Source organism: Rodentibacter sp. Ppn85, from assembly GCF_001999335.1.
Taxonomy (GTDB): Bacteria; Pseudomonadota; Gammaproteobacteria; order Enterobacterales; family Pasteurellaceae; genus Rodentibacter.
This window is the reverse complement of the sequence record NZ_MLHS01000012.1, coordinates 71,441-88,888: the sequence shown is the minus strand read 5'-3', so window position 1 is coordinate 88,888 and position 17,448 is coordinate 71,441. Positions and strand designations below refer to the sequence as shown.

Genomic DNA, 17,448 nt, shown 5'->3' with positions numbered 1-17,448 from the left:
CCATTAGTTAATTACAGAAACATTAAGTGATGAACCACCTACAATTTGCACTCTTTTCCCAGCGACAAATTTAGGATCTGCTTTTTGCACTACAACAATGCTTTTTCCGTCATCTTTTTTAATTACAAGCTCCGCCGCATTAACTTGGCTCGCTTTTTCTTCAACTTTACTACCTGCTATAGCACCGGCAATCGCCCCTACAGCCGTAGCGATCGCTTGACCACGACCACCACCGATTGCACTACCTGCTACACCACCAAGTACACCACCGCCGACAGTACCGATTACTCCCTGAGTATCCGCTTGAATTTTTACCGGACGAATAGAAACTAAGGTGCCGTAACTAATTGAACGAGCTTCTTTTGCCTGATCAGCAGAGTAAACATCACCACTAAAAATATCAGTATTTGCACAACCTGTTACACTGAATATAACAGCAAGTACTAATGCCACTGCTATTTTTTTCATAATTAACCAACCTTATAACTTATAAATTAAATCGGATTTCTTGGAGACCAAGTAGAAATATTTTTTAAGCCGTTACCATTATCAGATACTTTCACACAAGCACCAACAACTAAAGTTGAATCATACGCGTGAGTAACAGTTTCTGTTTCACCTTCAACTTTGTAAGAACAATCATTTTTACGAATGGTTAATTGAAGGTTTTCACCTTTCATTTCACTAAAAATTACTTGACCTTTATACGCACTTTCATCTTTTTGATTATTTGATGAACAGGCGGCTAAGCCTAAGCTTAATAAAACTGTTAATGCTAAAGTCACTTTTTTCATTGTGCTAAACCTCGAGTATTTTTTTAATAGAGTAAGGGTGAATCTTAATACAAGTATAGTTTTCGCTTTTATCAACGAAACTAACTGCAATAGAAGGATTTGGTAAACGTTCCCCTTCTGCTTTAGGTTCACTCACTTTTGTTGTTAATTTGGATAATCGTTGCCATAAAAATTGTTTATTGATTCGTTCGACCCAATCTTCAGTCTGTTCACCTGCAAGAAAAGGAACAACAATCTCAATATGCTCCCAAGTTTCTTGAGGATATTGTTTATTTTTAGGAAACGGTAACTCAATAACATCAATAAATCGCCCAGCAAAGGCAAGAGGCTTTTCTAATTGAATTAAATAGATAGACCGCCCATTAATAATGTCATCGGACAGGATTCTACCGCACTTTAATAAATGTGTCAGCCAATTTTTGGCTTTTTGTTCACTATTTACCCGCAAAGCAAGATGATCGATTTCATAATCAGACAAATTAATCTCCATCATATTCGCAAGTTCTTGAATTTTTCGCTCAAAATCCTCTAATTCTTCTTCAAGTTCGATTAGATTTTCGTTTAATTTCATATTCTCCCTTTGAGAAATCAATAAAGAACGCTATCATAATCTATTATTTTTAATATTCAATTTAAACACAGGAAAAAGCGTGAATATTCAATCTATTTTATCTGATAAAATTAAACAAGCGATGATAGCAGTAGGTGCTGACGAATCTTGTGACGCACTCGTACGCCAGTCTGGAAAACCCCAATTTGGTGACTACCAGGCAAACGGTATTATGGCTGCAGCAAAAAAAATGAATTTAGCTCCACGTGAATTTGCACAAAATGTATTAATGAATGCTAATCTCTCGGATATTGTAGAAAAATTAGAAATTGCCGGCCCCGGCTTTATTAATATTTTCTTAAATTCAAACTGGATCGCAGAACAAATTTCTCACACACTCAGCCAATCTAATTTAGGTATTCAAACCGTAGATAAACAAACCGTTGTGATTGACTACTCTTCACCTAATGTAGCCAAGGAAATGCATGTCGGCCACTTACGCTCAACAATTATTGGCGATGCCGTGGCTCGTACGCTTGAATTTCTAGGACACAAGGTGATTCGTGCCAACCATGTGGGAGACTGGGGAACCCAGTTCGGGATGTTAATTGCTTATCTTGAAAAAATGCAAAACGAAAACGCAAGTGAAATGGAATTGCAGGATTTGGAAGCATTCTATCGAGAAGCTAAAAAACACTATGATGAAGATGAAAAATTTGCTGAGAAAGCCCGTAATTATGTGGTGAAACTGCAAAGTGGAGACGAATATTGCCGTTCTATGTGGAAACGATTAGTGGACATCACTATGCAACAGAATCAGCATAATTATGATCGTCTGAACGTCACCTTAACGGAAAAAGATGTAATGGGCGAAAGCCTTTATAATCCAATGTTACCCGGCATTGTCGAGGATTTAAAAAAACAAGGATTGGCAGTCGAAGACGATGGTGCGCTTGTCGTATATTTAGATGAATTCAAAAATAAAGAAGGCGAACCAATGGGGGTCATCGTACAGAAAAAAGACGGAGGATTCCTTTATACGACTACCGACATCGCTGCGGCAAAATACCGTTATGAAACATTAAAAGCCGATCGGGCATTGGTATTTTCCGATACTCGCCAAAGCCAGCATATGCAACAGGCATGGCTGATTACCCGTAAAGCGGGTTATGTGCCTGATAGCTTTTCATTAGAGCACAAAAATTTCGGAATGATGCTAGGGAAAGATGGAAAGCCATTCAAAACCCGTAGCGGCGGAACAGTAAAATTAGCAGATTTATTAGATGAGGCAATTGACCGGGCGACAATATTAATTAACGAAAAAAGCAATAATTTGTCTAATGACGAAAAAGCGACTGTTGCCGAGGCGGTGGGAATTGGCTCGGTAAAATATGCGGATCTTTCCAAAAACCGCACCACAGATTATGTATTTGATTGGGATAATATGCTCAGTTTCGAGGGCAACACTGCGCCTTATATGCAATATGCCTACACGCGTATTCGTTCAATCTTCAACAAAACTCAGGTGGATTTAACCGCACTTTACAAGGCTCCGTTAATATTAAATGATGAAAAAGAGCGTTCCCTTGCTATCAAGCTTTTACAATTTGAAGAAGCTGTACAAACCGTTGGCAGAGAAGGTACACCGCATGTCATTTGTGGCTATTTATATGAATTAGCCGGTGTATTTTCTTCGTTCTACGAACACTGTCCAATTCTAAATTCGGAAGATGAAACGATTAAGTTAAGCCGTTTAAAACTGGCTTTATTAACAGAAAGAACTTTAAAACAAGGATTAGATTTGTTAGGTATTAAAACCGTTGAAAAAATGTAGTTATTTCAAATAAAGGCACGAAAATGTGCCTTTATTTTTTACGTTAAGAAAGGATTAGTGGCTTTTTCACGCCCAATAGTGGTATAAGGACCATGCCCGGCAACAATGATCATATCATCATGAAGTTTAAATAGTTTCTCACGGATAGAAGAAATAAGCTGTTCATGGCTCCCTTGAGGAAAATCAGTTCTTCCTACACTTCCCTGAAACAATACATCTCCGGTAAAAGCTACTTTTTTCGCTTGCTCAATGAATCCAATATGACCGGGAGTATGACCGGGTAAGTGCAAAATATCAAATCGAAAATCCCCAATCTCAACTACATCGCCCTCATTCAACCAGCGATCCGGTAAAAATGGTTTAATATTCGGTAAACCAAAACGCCCTACCTGCTCCGGCAGACTATCGAAGAGAAACCGGTCATTTTCTTGCGAACCCCAAATTTCCACATTAAAGTGTTGTTTAATCCGCTCGGCTGCACCAACATGATCGAGATGAGCATGGGTCAGCAAAATTGCTTTTAAATTAACTCCGAATTTTTCAATTTGTTGAATGAGCTTTTCCGCTTCTCCCCCCGGATCAACAATAGCGGCATTTTTTTCATCATCCCAAATTAAACTACAATTTTGTTGAAATGGCGTAACGGGAATAATCTCAATATTCATTTTTTTCCTCATAAACAAAAACCGCACCAAAGTGCGGTCAATTTTTCAATACTTTTATACTCCCCGCCAAGTTCTTACCGAGCCGGTATCGACATGGATAAAATTACTACGCGGATAAAATCCTACCCCGCCGTTATTCAGTTTTTCTGCCGTCTGCTTGATTTTCACTAATGATGTACCATCAATACGAAAATCCACAGCCTGACCTTTTACATGGTAACTATTGCTTGCAACCCCACGGCTTTGACGATGACGCATTGCATTCGTAGCAGGAGATCTATAACCACAAATAATCTGAATTTCAGCGGTTTGTAGCCCTAAACTAGCTTGAATGCGATAAAGTTTCAGAAATAAGTTCGGATCCATTCTGTGAGTTTGGTTTGTTCGTTTATCCCGCATAAAGTAATCAAGTTTTTTCAGCATTGATGTTGCCAATCTACCGTTTGGTGAAAATACACCACTTAGACGTTCACCGGTATTAACATTACGAAGTGCTAAAATACGGGGTTTAGCAGTAGAAACCATCGCTAAAACAGTATTAGGCACAATACTTGCCCCCAATACGATCCCTCCCAGAGATAGCCATTTACGTCGGCTTTGATTAATTTTATTCATTATTTTCTCTCATTTTATTCTTTCGTTTTTCGACTTACAAAGATAAGTCTTAGTTCACTAAAGTGCGGTCAATATTACAAGTATTTTTTTACGATATTCCAATTAATGTCATTATCGCCAATGACATTATCATATTTGTAAATATCTGGTAATACTTTGGTTTGACCGTTTTCAACCCACGCAGTGACATAATATAAGAAAACGGGATTATCCGATCGAATATCGGCTGAAGTCGTTTTCTTACTTGCTAAAACGCTTTGTTTGCGATTATCCGACCAACCGGCTTCTTTTAATAAAATATCGGCAAGTTGGGAGGATTTTTCTACACGAACACATCCTGAACTTAATGCCCGATCTTTACGTGAGAAAAGACCGCGATTCGGCGTATCGTGTAAATAAATAGCATCCGAACTAGGCATATTAAACTTATAATTACCTAATGCGTTATCACCCGGTGCTTGACGAATACGGTAAGGAAAATTCTTACCGACTTTATTCCAATCAATGGAATAAGGATCAACGCTATTTCCCTTACTATCAAGAATACTATAACCGTGCGCAGCCGCATAACCCGGATCCCGTCTCAATTTTGGAACAATATCTTCATTAACCAAACGTGTCGGAGCATTCCATGGCGGATTCACAACCACATTACTTAATTTACTGTACATAACAGGTGTACGGCGCTGATCTTTCCCTACAATAACGCGAGATTCTAACACTAATCGTCCATCGCGATAATACTGTAACTGATAGCTTGGGATATTCACAAAATACCATTATGAAAATCAGGGATTACACGCAAACGTTGTGCATTAATCGCTAATTTTTTGCCGGTTGGCGTTAAACCCGAATCGGATATCATTGACGACAAAGCTTGAATGGTTTGTCGATAATGTGAGTTATCAGTAGATAAACCTTCCACATAAGTTAAAACATCATTATTTTTAACCGCACTTAACCATTGCTGAATTTGTTCATCACTTGGTGACTGTGGCTTGTATGAATTAGAACCATACAGCCAACGTTGCGCCTGCTGACTCACATTTTTACTATAATACATATAGTCCAAAAATGCGTCAGTCAAAAGTACATCATATGTTAAACCACCATTCTGCTCTGCTTGACTTAGATTCTCCAAAGACTTAGCCGAACGTTTAGAAATACTACTCGCAACCATTGCAGCATATTCTCGCAAAAATTGTTTTTCCGCAGATTTATCCTGCCATAGTAAAACATATTTATTATCAGCATAAAGTTTTGCAACAATAGGCTTAAACTGTAAATTTTGCTCACCGATTTCATGGGTAAGCGACATCTCAAGCATGGCTTGCTTTTCAGCAGCCAAACGGGCTTGATCCTCTTTGATTTCAGCCTCTAACTTAGCACGTTCTTCAGGGGAAAGTTTCGACATATCAACCGTCGATGGAGGAGGATGTGAAACCGTATCTTTAGCCCAATCCGCCAGTGCACAACCTGATACCATCATTGACAATGATAAGGCCAGTGCGCTCAACTTAACCGTACCTTTTAACATAAGAGTTCCTTTAAAGATTTACAAAACAGACCGCTCTTTATTCAAAGAGCGGTCAAAATTTATTATTTTTTTATCGCTGCTTTATTTGATTCCTGCTGAACATGCGCATTTGGTTTTTCTTGTTTTAGATTCAATTTCACCAAATCCGCAGCCATTTTTTCAGCTTCTTTTAAGAAGAAATCCGGTGTTTCATAATCCTTTGGCAAAGCATCAATATCTTTTAATAATTTCTTCCCTTCACGTTTAAAACGATCATTGATATTTTTCAAATGTCTCGCATCATCACTATCATTTTCGGCTTTACGTTCTTGATAATTTAAAGACATAAATTTGCGATCACGGCGTTCGTCACGAATCTTTAATTCTTCATTCAACGCAATAAACTCGGGGTCTTTCTCAATACGGACTTGATGTTTTTTCTCTAATTCTGAAATATATTGGCGTACATTGCCTGTTTCAGAATAAGCTGAAGCAGGAATTTTATCCCAAGGAAGTGCATTATCTTCTTTTTCTTCACCATATTCTTTCGCATCAATAATTTCAGGAAACCGAATATCCGCAGAAACGCCTTTCAATTGTGTGGACCCACCGTTAATACGGTAAAATTTTTGGATAGTATATTGCAAAATACCTAAAGGAGTTTGATCTAAGTCATAAATAAAATTTAGAGAGCGACTTTGCTGCACGGTTCCTTTACCGAAAGTATTTTGTCCGATAATAATACCGCGATTATAATCTTGCATCGCCGCAGCAAAAATTTCTGAAGCGGAGGCACTAAAACGGTTAATCATGACCAATAACGGCCCTTTATATTGCTCGGAACGATCATCGTCTTCGTGTACGCGGATACGCTGGTAAGCATCACGAACTTGCACCACAGGACCGTCGGTAATAAATAAACCACTCAATGCCACAGCTTCAGTTAACGCCCCGCCGCCGTTCTCACGTAAATCCACAATCAAGCCTTTAACATGTTTTTTCTCAGCCTGAAGCAATAGTTTTTTTACATCTTTCGTTAAACCGATGTAGAAACTTGGAATTTTAATTATCCCGATATTTTCACCATCGACTTTCTCAACGGTTAATTTAGCGGCTTGATCTTCAATACGTACTTTATCGCGCACGAGGGTAATAATACGTGATTTTCCACCTTTGGCAGGTTCTATCTCAAGACGAACTTTCGTACCTTTTTTGCCTTTAATTTTGTCAACAATATCTTCTAGACGCCAACCAACTATATCCTCGATTTCACCTTTTTCCTGTCCAACACCAATAATTTTATCGCCGGCTTTTAATTTTTTACTACGCTCCGCCGGCGCACCGGGAACAAGCGATTTAATGCTGGTTTCATCATCCTCTGATTGCAGTGTTGCGCCGATCCCCTCTAATGAAAGATTCATACTTTCGTTAAAACTTTTTGCAGTACGTGGTGAGAGATAACTGGTATGCGGATCAATTTCACGTGCAAAAGCATTTAAATACACCTGAACAATATCGTCTGCTTTCGTTTGCGTTAAACGGCGAATTGCTAAATTATAGCGTTTTGCCAGTTTGTTTTTAATTTCCGACCATTTTTTATCTTTTAGTTTTAAATTGATCACATCATTTTTTACACGTTCTTCCCAAAGACGGTTTGCCTCTTCTTCCGTTTTAGGAAAATCCGCTTTCTCACGGTCAATTTCAATTTGATCTTTACCGTTTAAATTCGGTTCTTTATCTAACAATGAAAGCGCATAGGCATAACGTTCATAACGACGTTTCATCATCAAATCATAAATTGCAAAGGCGGCTGAAAGATCACCTTGGTTTAGCTGATCATCCAACAGCGCACCATACTTCTGACGTAATTCATCGATATCCGATTGTAGAAAAGTATTCCGGCTATAATCCAAACTTTTGATATAACGATCAAATATCTTCTCGGAAAAGGCATCGTCAAGCTGAAATTTTCGATAATGAGACTGCGTTAAGCGTGTTGTTGCACGTTTTGTCGCCAGCTGATTTTCTTCCGTTGCTGAAGGAATTTGAATATCGCTTAACTTCAACTTAGATTCGACAGCAAACCCCAAATTAGAGTGAAGGAACAATGCACTTAATATAGCAGTAGCTAAAATACTTTTGGTCATTATCAATTTCATTTAATCTTTCCCGATAAAATATCAATATTGTAATTATGCGAATAAACGATCAGCCGTGATATTCATTACTAAGCCATTTTCAAGTTCTACACGAGCGGAATCTTTTAACACTTCAACAATGATACCTTTCTTAGCACGATCGCCTACTTTTACTTTAACTGCTGAACCTTTAGAAAGTGTGGACAAATCAACCGCACTTAATTCAACTTTTGGTTTACGTGTCGACTTCAAATTATTTTGGCGACGCGGTTGACGTTTTTGTTGCGCTTTTTTTGCCACCAATTCTGCTTTGCGTTTCTCAGCAAATTTTGCTTTTGCTTCAGCGAGTTGCTCCGCCGCATGTGCAACATGTTCAGCTTCCAATACTCCCGCCGGGTTGCCATACAAATCCACACGTTCCGCCCCCTCGCGACAACCGTGTAAATAACGCCAGTTCGATGTATATTGGCGAAGTGCATGGCGTAATTGTGTTTTACTTACCCTCTCATCTTCCTTTAAGGCTTCGGCTAAATCTTGGAACAAACCGATTTTTAACGGTTTTGCCTCACCTTCTAAAATAAAACAAAGTGGAAATTTTTCTGCTAAATAAGCAATAATTTCCTTATTATTCGTCAATTTTTGTGGATTTGATGATATTTTTTCAGCTTGTTGAACATCAAGTTGGGCATCTGTCATTTTTTGTCCTAGGATTGAAATAAAAAACTTACATAGTTTATCGCACTTTTATAAGGGTTGACAATGTTCCAAGTAAGTTTAGGGAACAAGTTATTTGTTACGCTATCAATTTTAATAAACGTTTGTTCATTTAAACTTCACAAACGCAGAGGAATAAGGATAGAATAATCAACCCTTTTTGACCGCACTTTGTATAGCAAAAAACATTATTATGGCGACTACACCGAATCTTGCAAACATTCACAATAAAATCACTCGTTGCAGTGAATGCGATAAAGTCGTCTCGGTGCCTTATCCGTTGCCCGAAAATGAACATGCAGAGTGCCCTCGTTGTCATCATATATTAAATACAACAAACCGTTGGTCGTTACATCGCTGTGCGATGATTGCACTCTCGATTCTTATTTTAATGCCCTTTGCCTTAAAATTCCCTCTGTTAAGCATTGATTTACTTGGTGTAAAAGTGGATGCCTCCGTATGGGAAGGAATCTGGAAAATGGCTACCTCAGGCTACCAATATACGGCTTTTTTAGTATTTATCTGCGCCGTCTTAATGCCGATTTCTTTTGCTCTCTTGGTTTTAATGTTATGGTTCGCTAAACTACTTAGTATGCGTCCACGTAATGTATTACTTTTTTTAAGCTACATTAAGCCCTGGGTGATGTTTGATGTTTATCTCGTAGCACTCGGCGTATCAATGTTTAAAGTGCGCGAATATGCGACATTGGAAATTGATGTCTATTTACTCGCATTTATATTTACCGCTCTTTTAACTACATTATTGTTTATCAAAATTAATCTGAACGAATTATGGGACGAATTTTATCCCGAACACAAGAAAATGCTTTTAACCACGGAAGATAAAACCGAATTATGCACAGCTTGCAATTATTCGTTTCCTCATTCAGATATAAAATTGATAAATAACCGACATATTTGCCCTCGTTGTGATTCACGCTTAGATCTCCCCGAATCAATAAAATTACAGCGTACTTGGGCAACCTTGATTGCCGGCATTATTATGCTTTTTCCGGCAAACCTATTGCCGATATCCGGTATTTATCTGACTGGGGTTTTAAGCGAGGACACGTTGATGTCTGGTGTAATTTCATTCATTGAAATGAAAAGCTATTTTGTTGCCTTTGTTGTATTTTTTGCCAGTATTTTTGTGCCAATTAGTAAAATTTTAATTATGCTATATTTACTTGCCTGCATTCACTTTAAATGGCAACACTCTATTAAATGGCAAATGCGCTTATTACATACCGTACACTTTATCGGACGTTGGTCCATGCTTGATTTATTCGTTCTTGCGTTAATGATGTCACTTGTTACGCGGGGGCAGATTATTAATTTTACAGTGGGGCCGGCAGCCTTTTACTTTGGCGCAGCTGTCTTTCTCACAATGATTTCAACTTCACAATTCGATAGTCGACTTATTTGGAAAATTTATGATCAAAAAACAACAACCGAATAACGAACATTCAACCAATCATACTACAAACGTTGATTCGCAATATAAAACGATTCAAGCCGTTTTACGCAAAAACCGAAAAGTTTCTCCCTTTTGGTTATTACCCTTTATTGCCCTTTGTATCGGTGCAATCCTTTTCTTCCAAATCATTGAAGAACAAGGTAAAACAATCAAAATTACTTTTATAAACGGCTCCGGTTTAGTCGCTGATAAGACACCGATTCGCTATCAAGGGCTACAAATCGGTATCGTCAAAAAGGTAAACTTTACCGATAATATGCAAAAAGTCGAAGTAATTGCCAATATCTACCCTGAAGCGACCGGAGTGCTGCGTGAAAATACAAAATTTTGGATAGTACAACCAAGCGTCTCGCTTGCCGGTATTTCAGGTTTGGATTCTCTCGTTTCAGGCAACTATATTACGCTACAGCCGGGAGACGGCGATACCGAAGATCAATTTGTTGCCCAAGAAAAAGGCCCTATCGCCCAAGTTTCCCCCGGTGATTTGTTAATTCATTTAGTTGCCGATGATTTGGGATCAATTTCTATCGGCTCTTCCGTCTATTTTAAAAAATTACCCGTTGGTAAAATTTATGATTATCGCTTTAATGAAAATAATAAAGTTGAAATTGATGTCGTCATTGGCAAAGAATATACGCATTTTGTGAAAAAAGACTCACGCTTTTGGAATATCAGTGGCATGACAGCAAATATTAGCCCGTCCGGTTTAAACTTTAGTATGGAGAGTGTTAATGCCGTTGTGCAAGGCGCTGTTTCTTTCGATTCTCCGGCAAACAGTGCAAATGCAACCGAAAATACAACCTATACGCTCTACTCGAGCCTACAGGATGCTAAACGCGGTATTGAAGTCAATATTACGTTACCAAATGTTGCCGGCTTAGAGGCCGGTCGTACGGATGTATATTTTCAAGAGCACAAAGTTGGCGTACTTTCAACGCTCACTATCGATGAAAACAATGAAGATATTCTAAAAGGTACGTTACTTATTGATCCGAACCAAATAAATTTATTAAAAACCAATACCCATATTGTTTTTCGCAATAAAAAACCGAGTTTGGCTGATTTAGCCGACCCACAACGTTTTTTCCGTGGCGATTATTTTGAGATCATTCCGGGTGACGGAGCAGAAAAATTACAATTTGATGTGGTTAAGGAAAGCGAATTACTCTTAAAAGCACCAAATACTCTGGTAATTAAACTAACAGCGCCGGAAAGCTACGGTGTATCGGAAGGTCAATCCGTTTATTACAACAATATTGCAATTGGTGAAATTGTTAAACAACAAATTAACGTAGAAGGAGTAGAATACCAAGTCGCTATTAGTTCCGCATATCGGAATTTAATTAACCCAAATACGCTTTTTGTCGCAGCCTCAAACTTCGATGTAAATTTAGGCATAGACGGGGTTCGTTTTGAATCTGCCCATCCGGAAAAATGGCTACAAGGGGGCATTCGCATTATCGCGAAAAAAGGCTTGGGTGGTGCACTCAAAACTTATCCGCTTTACAAAGATACACAAAATGCGGAATCCGGCATTACCGGCAATTTAGTCGAGCCCGATATTACCTTGAAAACTTCAACTTTACCAAGCATCAGTAAGGGGTCTCTCGTACTATATCGTCAATATGAAGTAGGTAAAATTACCAATATCCAACCTCAAACAAAGCATTTTAATGTGGATGTCTATATTTATCCGCCTTATAAACATTTATTAACGGATAAAAGTATCTTCTGGGTAGAAAGTGCAGCACAAGTAGATATTACCCCGAAAGGTATTAGTATTCAGGCAACACCGATTGCCCGCTCGTTAAAAGGAGCAATTAGTTTTGATAACAGCGGTTCGGGAAAAAATAAGACATTGTATCCAAACGAATTGCAGGCAAAATCTGCAGGGCAAGTAATCACATTGAGCACAGACGATGCGACAAATTTGAGTAAAGGCATGAGCCTACGCTATCTAGGGTTGTCTATCGGTGAAGTTGAAAGTATTACATTAGATCCGAAATCAGGCAAAATTACCGCCAAAGCGCTTATCAACCCTAATTATATGGGAATGATTGCCAAAGAGGGGACAGCCTTTAAGATTATTTCACCGCAGATTTCAGCCGGAGCAATTGAAAACTTAGATAGTTTATTACAACCCTATATTGATGTGGAAGTCGGGAAAGGAAAAGCTAAAACGCAGTTTAATCTTACACAAACTTCGCCGAGTCGCAATAAATATAGCAACGGCGTGCCGTTTATTCTTGAAACAAATGATGCGATGAATTTAACGGAAGGTTCGCCTGTGCTTTATCGCGGTGTCGAAGTCGGAGCAATTCGTAAATTTGATCTCAATGATTTGGGTGATCGCGTGCTTATTCACATTGCAATCACACCTAAATACCAACATTTAGTACGTAAAAATTCTGAATTTTGGGTATCATCCGGCTACGACTTCAATTTAGGCTGGAAAGGTGCGGAATTTAATACCGGTAGTGTTCAACAACTACTGAAAGGCGGTATTTCATTTTCTACTCCACCAGGTACGGTTGTTCAACCACAAGCCCCGGCAAATCAGCGTTTTTTATTACAAATTAAACGCCCTGTAAAAGCACCGAATTGGAATTCGGGGGCGCTCCCTAATCAATAAAATTACGAAAAATTTAACCGCACTTTTGATGAAGTAATCAAAGTGCGGTTATTTTTTCTACTCTTTTCAAAATACATAAAAAAATCCCCTGCTTAAACAGGGGATAAAAAAGAATTTATGAATAAAATCTCCAAAGTTTAGCTTTATCAAAAGGAATCTTGATAAAACGCCGACCATTATATTACAAAAGCAAGACAAAATTTACATTTTTCTTGATGTTAATTATTCAAATATTTTCATTCTATAAATTTCAACAAAACTCTCATCAATTAACTAAAAAATCAAATCATAAAGCAGGAAGTGCGTTAGATTTTTCACCTTCTTTTTACGCCGATAATTTTTTTTACTTTCAAGTGTATGAAATCCTTTTCATTATTAATAATTCACTATATTATAGACGCCTGTTTTTATGTCGCCCCTGCAACTTTGCAGGTCTTTATTTCTACTCAGTACCAACTTATTGGTGAAATTAGGGAGAAAACCAAAGCTAGTGGAAAATCCGGTTCAAAACAAGCCTATTATTGAGCTTCGTTCAGTCAAAAAATCTTACGGTTCTAACACCATCATTAACGATTTTAACTTAACTATTAATAACGGTGAATTTGTGACTATTCTTGGCCCTTCCGGCTGTGGTAAAACAACAGTTTTGCGTTTATTGGCAGGCCTCGAAGAACTAGATTCCGGTCATATTATTTTGGATGGTGAAGACATTACAGATGTCCCTGCTGAAAAACGCCACATTAATACCGTTTTTCAAAGTTATGCGCTGTTCCCGCATATGACCATTTTTGAGAACGTGGCTTTCGGCTTACGTATGCAAAAAGTACCTGAGGCTGAAATCAAACCTCGTGTGCTGGAAGCTTTGCGTATGGTTCAGTTGGAAGAGATGGCAGATCGTAAACCGACCCAATTATCAGGCGGTCAACAGCAACGTATCGCCATTGCCCGTGCGGTTGTTAATAAACCGAAAGTATTGTTATTGGATGAATCGTTATCCGCTTTAGATTATAAATTGCGTAAACAAATGCAATACGAACTCAAAGTATTGCAACGCCAGTTGGGAATTACCTTTATTTTTGTAACCCACGATCAAGAAGAAGCCATTACAATGTCTGATCGCATCGTATTATTGCGTAAAGGTAAAATCGCCCAAGACGGTTCGCCACGCGAGATTTATGAAGAACCGGCAAACTTATTTGTCGCACGTTTTATCGGTGAAATTAATGTATTTAACGCAACCGTCATTGAACGTAAATCCGAGAACGTGGTACTGGCAAACGTAGAAGGTCGTATCTGTGATATCTATACCGATATGCCGGTAGAAAAAGAGCAAAAACTTCAAGTTCTCCTTCGCCCTGAAGATATTGTGATTGAAGAACTTGACGAAAACGAACAATCTAAGGCGATTATCGGCCATATTATTGACCGCACTTATAAAGGTATGACATTAGAATCTACCGTAGAATTTGACCATAACGGTATGCGTGTACTTGTAAGCGAATTTTTTAACGAAGACGATCCTCACATGGATCACAGCGTCGGACAACGTGTGGGCATTACATGGCACGAAGGCTGGGAGGTTGTACTTAACGATGAAGATAATTAATAACAAATTTCAGAAAATTACTGTTGCAATTATCTTCGCGTGGCTAATCTTCTTTGTGCTGATTCCAAACCTATTGGTGTTAGCGGTAAGTTTTTTAACCCGAGACGGTAGCAACTTCTACGCTTTGCCGTTTAACTTTGATAACTACATCAACCTGTTTAACCCGCTTTATGCACAGGTGGTGTGGAATTCCTTGTATATGTCCGGCATTGCAACGATTATTTGCTTACTGATTGGCTATCCGTTCGCCTTTATGGTCAGCAAAATTCACCCGAAATACCGACCGCTCTTATTGTTTCTTGTGGTGTTACCATTTTGGACAAATTCACTGATCCGTATTTATGGAATGAAAATCTTCCTCGGTGTGAAAGGCGTACTGAATACCATGTTAATGGAAATGGGAATTTTGAGTGAGCCGATTCGTATTTTGAATACGGAAGTTGCAGTTATCATCGGTTTAGTTTATTTGCTTCTACCGTTTATGATTCTCCCGCTCTACTCTGCAATTGAAAAATTAGACGGACGTTTACTGGAAGCGGCAAAAGACTTAGGCGCAAACGCATTCCAACGTTTCTTCCACGTAATTTTACCATTAACCATGCCGGGTATTGTTGCCGGTTGTTTATTAGTGCTATTACCGGCGATGGGAATGTTCTATGTAGCGGATTTATTAGGCGGAGCGAAAGTCTTGTTAGTAGGGAACGTAATTAAGAGCGAATTCTTGATTTCCCGTAACTGGCCGTTCGGTTCTGCAATTAGTATCGGTTTAACGATTTTGATGGCATTGCTTATCTTCGTTTATTATCGTGCAAATAAACTACTAAACAAAAAAGTGGAGTTGGAATAATGAGCCGTTTACTACGCAATATCTTCATGTTTGTGGTATACGCTTATTTGTATATCCCAATCATCATTTTGGTGACCAATTCTTTCAATGCCGACCGTTACGGTTTGAGTTGGAAAGGATTTAGTTGGAACTGGTACGAGCGTTTATTCAATAACGATACCTTAATTCAAGCCGCTATCCATTCGGTAACTATCGCATTTTTTGCCGCTACCTTAGCAACCGTTGTGGGCGGCTTAACCGCAATCGCATTGTATCGTTATCGTTTCCGCGGTAAACAAGCGGTGAGCGGTATGTTATTTATTGTGATGATGTCGCCTGATATCGTTATGGCAGTGTCTTTGTTGGCATTATTTATGGTTGTAGGGATTTCATTGGGTTTTTGGTCATTACTCTTGGCACACGTTACCTTCTGTTTACCTTATGTTACCGTAACAATTTTCTCCCGCTTAAACGGATTTGACTCCAAAATGTTGGAGGCGGCAAAAGACCTGGGGGCAAGCGAAGTGACGATTTTACGCAAAATCATTATTCCGCTTGCCTTACCTGCTATCATTTCAGGTTGGCTATTAAGTTTCACCATATCACTGGATGATGTTGTTGTTTCCTCATTTGTAAGTGGTGTCAGCTATGAAATTTTACCGTTACGTATCTTCTCTCTGGTAAAAACCGGCGTAACACCTGAAGTCAATGCACTGGCAACCATCATGATTGTGCTTTCATTAGCACTGGTAATTTTAAGCCAGATCATTACGCGTAAAAATAATTACTAAGACATAATAAAAGGTTTCACAAACCTTTTAATATCAAATAGAATACGCCTTGACGCACAATCAAGGCGTTTTTTTATACCTACAATTCCTGTAGGTGGTTTTTTTACCCCTCTTTTACGGAGAACAAACAAAAATGAAAAAATTTGCAGGTTTAATCACCGCCGGTTTGGTGGCTGCAACCTTAACGGCTTGTAATGATAAAGAAAGCAAGTCTGAAAATGCAAACGCACCGGCTACTGCTAATGATACTGTGTACTTATATACTTGGACCGAATATGTTCCGGATGGTCTATTGGATGATTTTACCAAGGAAACCGGCATTAAAGTTATCGTTTCAAGTCTTGAATCAAACGAAACCATGTATGCAAAACTCAAAACCCAAGGCGCAGCCGGCGGTTATGACGTTATCGCACCTTCTAACTACTTTGTGTCAAAAATGGCACGTGAAGGAATGTTAAAAGAACTTGATCACAGTAAATTGCCTGTAATTAAAGAATTAGATCCTGATTGGCTCGACAAACCTTACGACAAAGGAAACAAATACTCGCTTCCTCAATTATTGGGTGCGCCGGGTATTGCGTTCAACACTAATACTTACAAGGGTTCAAATTTCACCTCTTGGGGTGATTTATGGAAACCTGAATTTGCCAATAAAGTACAATTATTAGATGATGCCCGTGAAGTATTTAACATCGCATTGTTAAAAATCGGTCAAGACCCGAACACTCAAGATCCTGCCATCATCAAACAAGCCTATGAAGAATTGTTGAAATTACGTCCAAATGTTCTTTCTTTCAATTCTGATAACCCGGCTAACTCTTTCATCTCCGGTGAAGTCGAAGTCGGCCAGTTGTGGAATGGTTCCGTGCGTATCGCCAAAAAAGAACAAGCACCATTAGATATGGTATTTCCGAAAGAAGGCCCTGTTCTTTGGGTTGATACTTTAGCGATTCCGGCAACCTCAAAAAACCCGGATGGTGCACATAAACTTATCAACTATATGTTAGGTGCAAAAGCGGCTGAAAAATTAACTCTTGCGATTGGTTACCCTACAGCTAACGTTGAAGCGAAAAAAGTATTACCAAAAGAAATTACTGAAGATCCGTCAATCTATCCAACAGCTGAAATATTAAAAAATAGCCACTGGCAGGATGATGTAGGTGATGCGATTCAATACTACGAACAATATTATCAAGAATTAAAAGCGGCAAAATAATCCCGTCTAATTCACACACTTTTAAAGTGCGGTCAAAATCTCTTACATTTTTGACCGCACTTTTTTATACACAG

General features: G+C 38.6%; 14 protein-coding genes and 1 pseudogene. 7 read left to right on the top strand and 8 right to left on the bottom strand.

Translation table 11 applies throughout. From position 1 onward, the window contains the following. Window positions 1-3 precede the first annotated feature (3 nt). From BKL51_RS02125 to BKL51_RS02115, 3 genes are read right to left on the bottom strand one after another with little or no spacing between them, the layout of a single operon-like run. The gene (locus BKL51_RS02125) at window positions 4-468 is read right to left on the bottom strand and encodes a glycine zipper 2TM domain-containing protein (RefSeq protein ID WP_077465099.1); all 465 of its coding nucleotides are present in this window, start codon (window positions 466-468) and stop codon (window positions 4-6) included. A gap of 26 nt (window positions 469-494) precedes the next feature. Continuing rightward, window positions 495-794 carry a hypothetical protein gene (locus tag BKL51_RS02120; RefSeq protein WP_077465098.1) on the bottom strand — a complete coding sequence of 100 codons (300 nt, stop codon included), beginning with the start codon at window positions 792-794 and terminating at the stop codon, window positions 495-497. A 4-nt stretch (window positions 795-798) separates the two neighbouring features. Beyond that, window positions 799-1,365: a VOC family protein gene (locus BKL51_RS02115; protein WP_077465097.1), complete on the bottom strand. Its 567-nt coding sequence runs from the start codon at window positions 1,363-1,365 to the stop codon at window positions 799-801. A gap of 79 nt (window positions 1,366-1,444) precedes the next feature. On the opposite strand from BKL51_RS02115, the gene argS reads away from it, so the two are divergent. After that, window positions 1,445-3,178 (top strand): arginine--tRNA ligase, encoded by a 1,734-nt coding sequence (argS, locus tag BKL51_RS02110; protein WP_077465096.1) that lies wholly within the window; start codon window positions 1,445-1,447, stop codon window positions 3,176-3,178. Between the two features lie 38 nt (window positions 3,179-3,216). Here the strand turns inward: argS and BKL51_RS02105 are convergent, their stop codons facing one another. The 5 genes and pseudogenes from BKL51_RS02105 to proQ all read right to left on the bottom strand — a co-directional run bounded on the left by BKL51_RS02105 (window position 3,217) and on the right by proQ (window position 8,808). Continuing rightward, complete coding sequence (locus BKL51_RS02105; protein WP_077465095.1) at window positions 3,217-3,843, bottom strand: MBL fold metallo-hydrolase; 627 nt, start codon at window positions 3,841-3,843, stop codon at window positions 3,217-3,219. Window positions 3,844-3,897: 54 nt separating this feature from the next. Next, entirely contained in the window at window positions 3,898-4,458 is a 561-nt protein-coding gene (locus BKL51_RS02100; RefSeq protein ID WP_077465094.1) for a YcbK family protein, read from the bottom strand. Window positions 4,459-4,532: 74 nt separating this feature from the next. Then, window positions 4,533-5,995: pseudogene (locus tag BKL51_RS02095) on the bottom strand (L,D-transpeptidase family protein). 62 nt (window positions 5,996-6,057) lie between these two features. After that, window positions 6,058-8,121 carry a carboxy terminal-processing peptidase gene (prc, locus tag BKL51_RS02090; protein WP_369801903.1) on the bottom strand — a complete coding sequence of 688 codons (2,064 nt, stop codon included), beginning with the start codon at window positions 8,119-8,121 and terminating at the stop codon, window positions 6,058-6,060. A 45-nt stretch (window positions 8,122-8,166) separates the two neighbouring features. Continuing rightward, complete coding sequence (proQ, locus tag BKL51_RS02085) at window positions 8,167-8,808, bottom strand: RNA chaperone ProQ (RefSeq protein WP_077465092.1); 642 nt, start codon at window positions 8,806-8,808, stop codon at window positions 8,167-8,169. Window positions 8,809-9,019: 211 nt separating this feature from the next. Between proQ and BKL51_RS02080 the strand changes: the two genes are divergently transcribed. From BKL51_RS02080 to BKL51_RS02055, 6 genes are all read left to right on the top strand, one after another. Beyond that, entirely contained in the window at window positions 9,020-10,285 is a 1,266-nt protein-coding gene (locus tag BKL51_RS02080) for a paraquat-inducible protein A (protein WP_077465119.1), read from the top strand. Further along, on the top strand, window positions 10,260-12,935 hold the full coding sequence (locus BKL51_RS02075) for a PqiB family protein (protein ID WP_077465091.1): 2,676 nt from the start codon (window positions 10,260-10,262) through the stop codon (window positions 12,933-12,935). The genes BKL51_RS02080 and BKL51_RS02075 overlap by 26 nt, the downstream gene beginning before the upstream one ends. Window positions 12,936-13,425: 490 nt before the next feature. Next, complete coding sequence (gene potA / locus BKL51_RS02070) at window positions 13,426-14,541, top strand: spermidine/putrescine ABC transporter ATP-binding protein PotA (RefSeq protein ID WP_077465090.1); 1,116 nt, start codon at window positions 13,426-13,428, stop codon at window positions 14,539-14,541. After that, entirely contained in the window at window positions 14,528-15,388 is an 861-nt protein-coding gene (gene potB, locus BKL51_RS02065; protein WP_077465089.1) for a spermidine/putrescine ABC transporter permease PotB, read from the top strand. The genes potA and potB overlap by 14 nt, the downstream gene beginning before the upstream one ends. Continuing rightward, window positions 15,388-16,158 (top strand): spermidine/putrescine ABC transporter permease PotC, encoded by a 771-nt coding sequence (potC, locus tag BKL51_RS02060; RefSeq protein ID WP_077465088.1) that lies wholly within the window; start codon window positions 15,388-15,390, stop codon window positions 16,156-16,158. The genes potB and potC overlap by 1 nt, the downstream gene beginning before the upstream one ends. Window positions 16,159-16,291: 133 nt before the next feature. Further along, complete coding sequence (locus BKL51_RS02055) at window positions 16,292-17,374, top strand: extracellular solute-binding protein (protein ID WP_077465087.1); 1,083 nt, start codon at window positions 16,292-16,294, stop codon at window positions 17,372-17,374. The last annotated feature ends 74 nt before the right edge of the window (window positions 17,375-17,448 follow it).

Bases quoted from the DNA above. Each gene is read 5' to 3' on its own strand.
- BKL51_RS02125 (WP_077465099.1), bottom strand. From the start codon at position 468: ATGAAAAAAATAGCAGTGGCATTAGTACTTGCTGTTATATTCAGTGTA.
- BKL51_RS02120 (WP_077465098.1), bottom strand. From the start codon at position 794: ATGAAAAAAGTGACTTTAGCATTAACAGTTTTATTAAGCTTAGGCTTA.
- BKL51_RS02115 (WP_077465097.1), bottom strand. From the start codon at position 1,365: ATGAAATTAAACGAAAATCTAATCGAACTTGAAGAAGAATTAGAGGAT.
- BKL51_RS02105 (WP_077465095.1), bottom strand. From the start codon at position 3,843: ATGAATATTGAGATTATTCCCGTTACGCCATTTCAACAAAATTGTAGT.
- BKL51_RS02100 (WP_077465094.1), bottom strand. From the start codon at position 4,458: ATGAATAAAATTAATCAAAGCCGACGTAAATGGCTATCTCTGGGAGGG.
- prc (WP_369801903.1), bottom strand. From the start codon at position 8,121: ATGACCAAAAGTATTTTAGCTACTGCTATATTAAGTGCATTGTTCCTT.
- proQ (WP_077465092.1), bottom strand. From the start codon at position 8,808: ATGACAGATGCCCAACTTGATGTTCAACAAGCTGAAAAAATATCATCA.
- BKL51_RS02080 (WP_077465119.1), top strand. From the start codon at position 9,020: ATGGCGACTACACCGAATCTTGCAAACATTCACAATAAAATCACTCGT.
- BKL51_RS02075 (WP_077465091.1), top strand. From the start codon at position 10,260: ATGATCAAAAAACAACAACCGAATAACGAACATTCAACCAATCATACT.
- potB (WP_077465089.1), top strand. From the start codon at position 14,528: ATGAAGATAATTAATAACAAATTTCAGAAAATTACTGTTGCAATTATC.
- potC (WP_077465088.1), top strand. From the start codon at position 15,388: ATGAGCCGTTTACTACGCAATATCTTCATGTTTGTGGTATACGCTTAT.
- BKL51_RS02055 (WP_077465087.1), top strand. From the start codon at position 16,292: ATGAAAAAATTTGCAGGTTTAATCACCGCCGGTTTGGTGGCTGCAACC.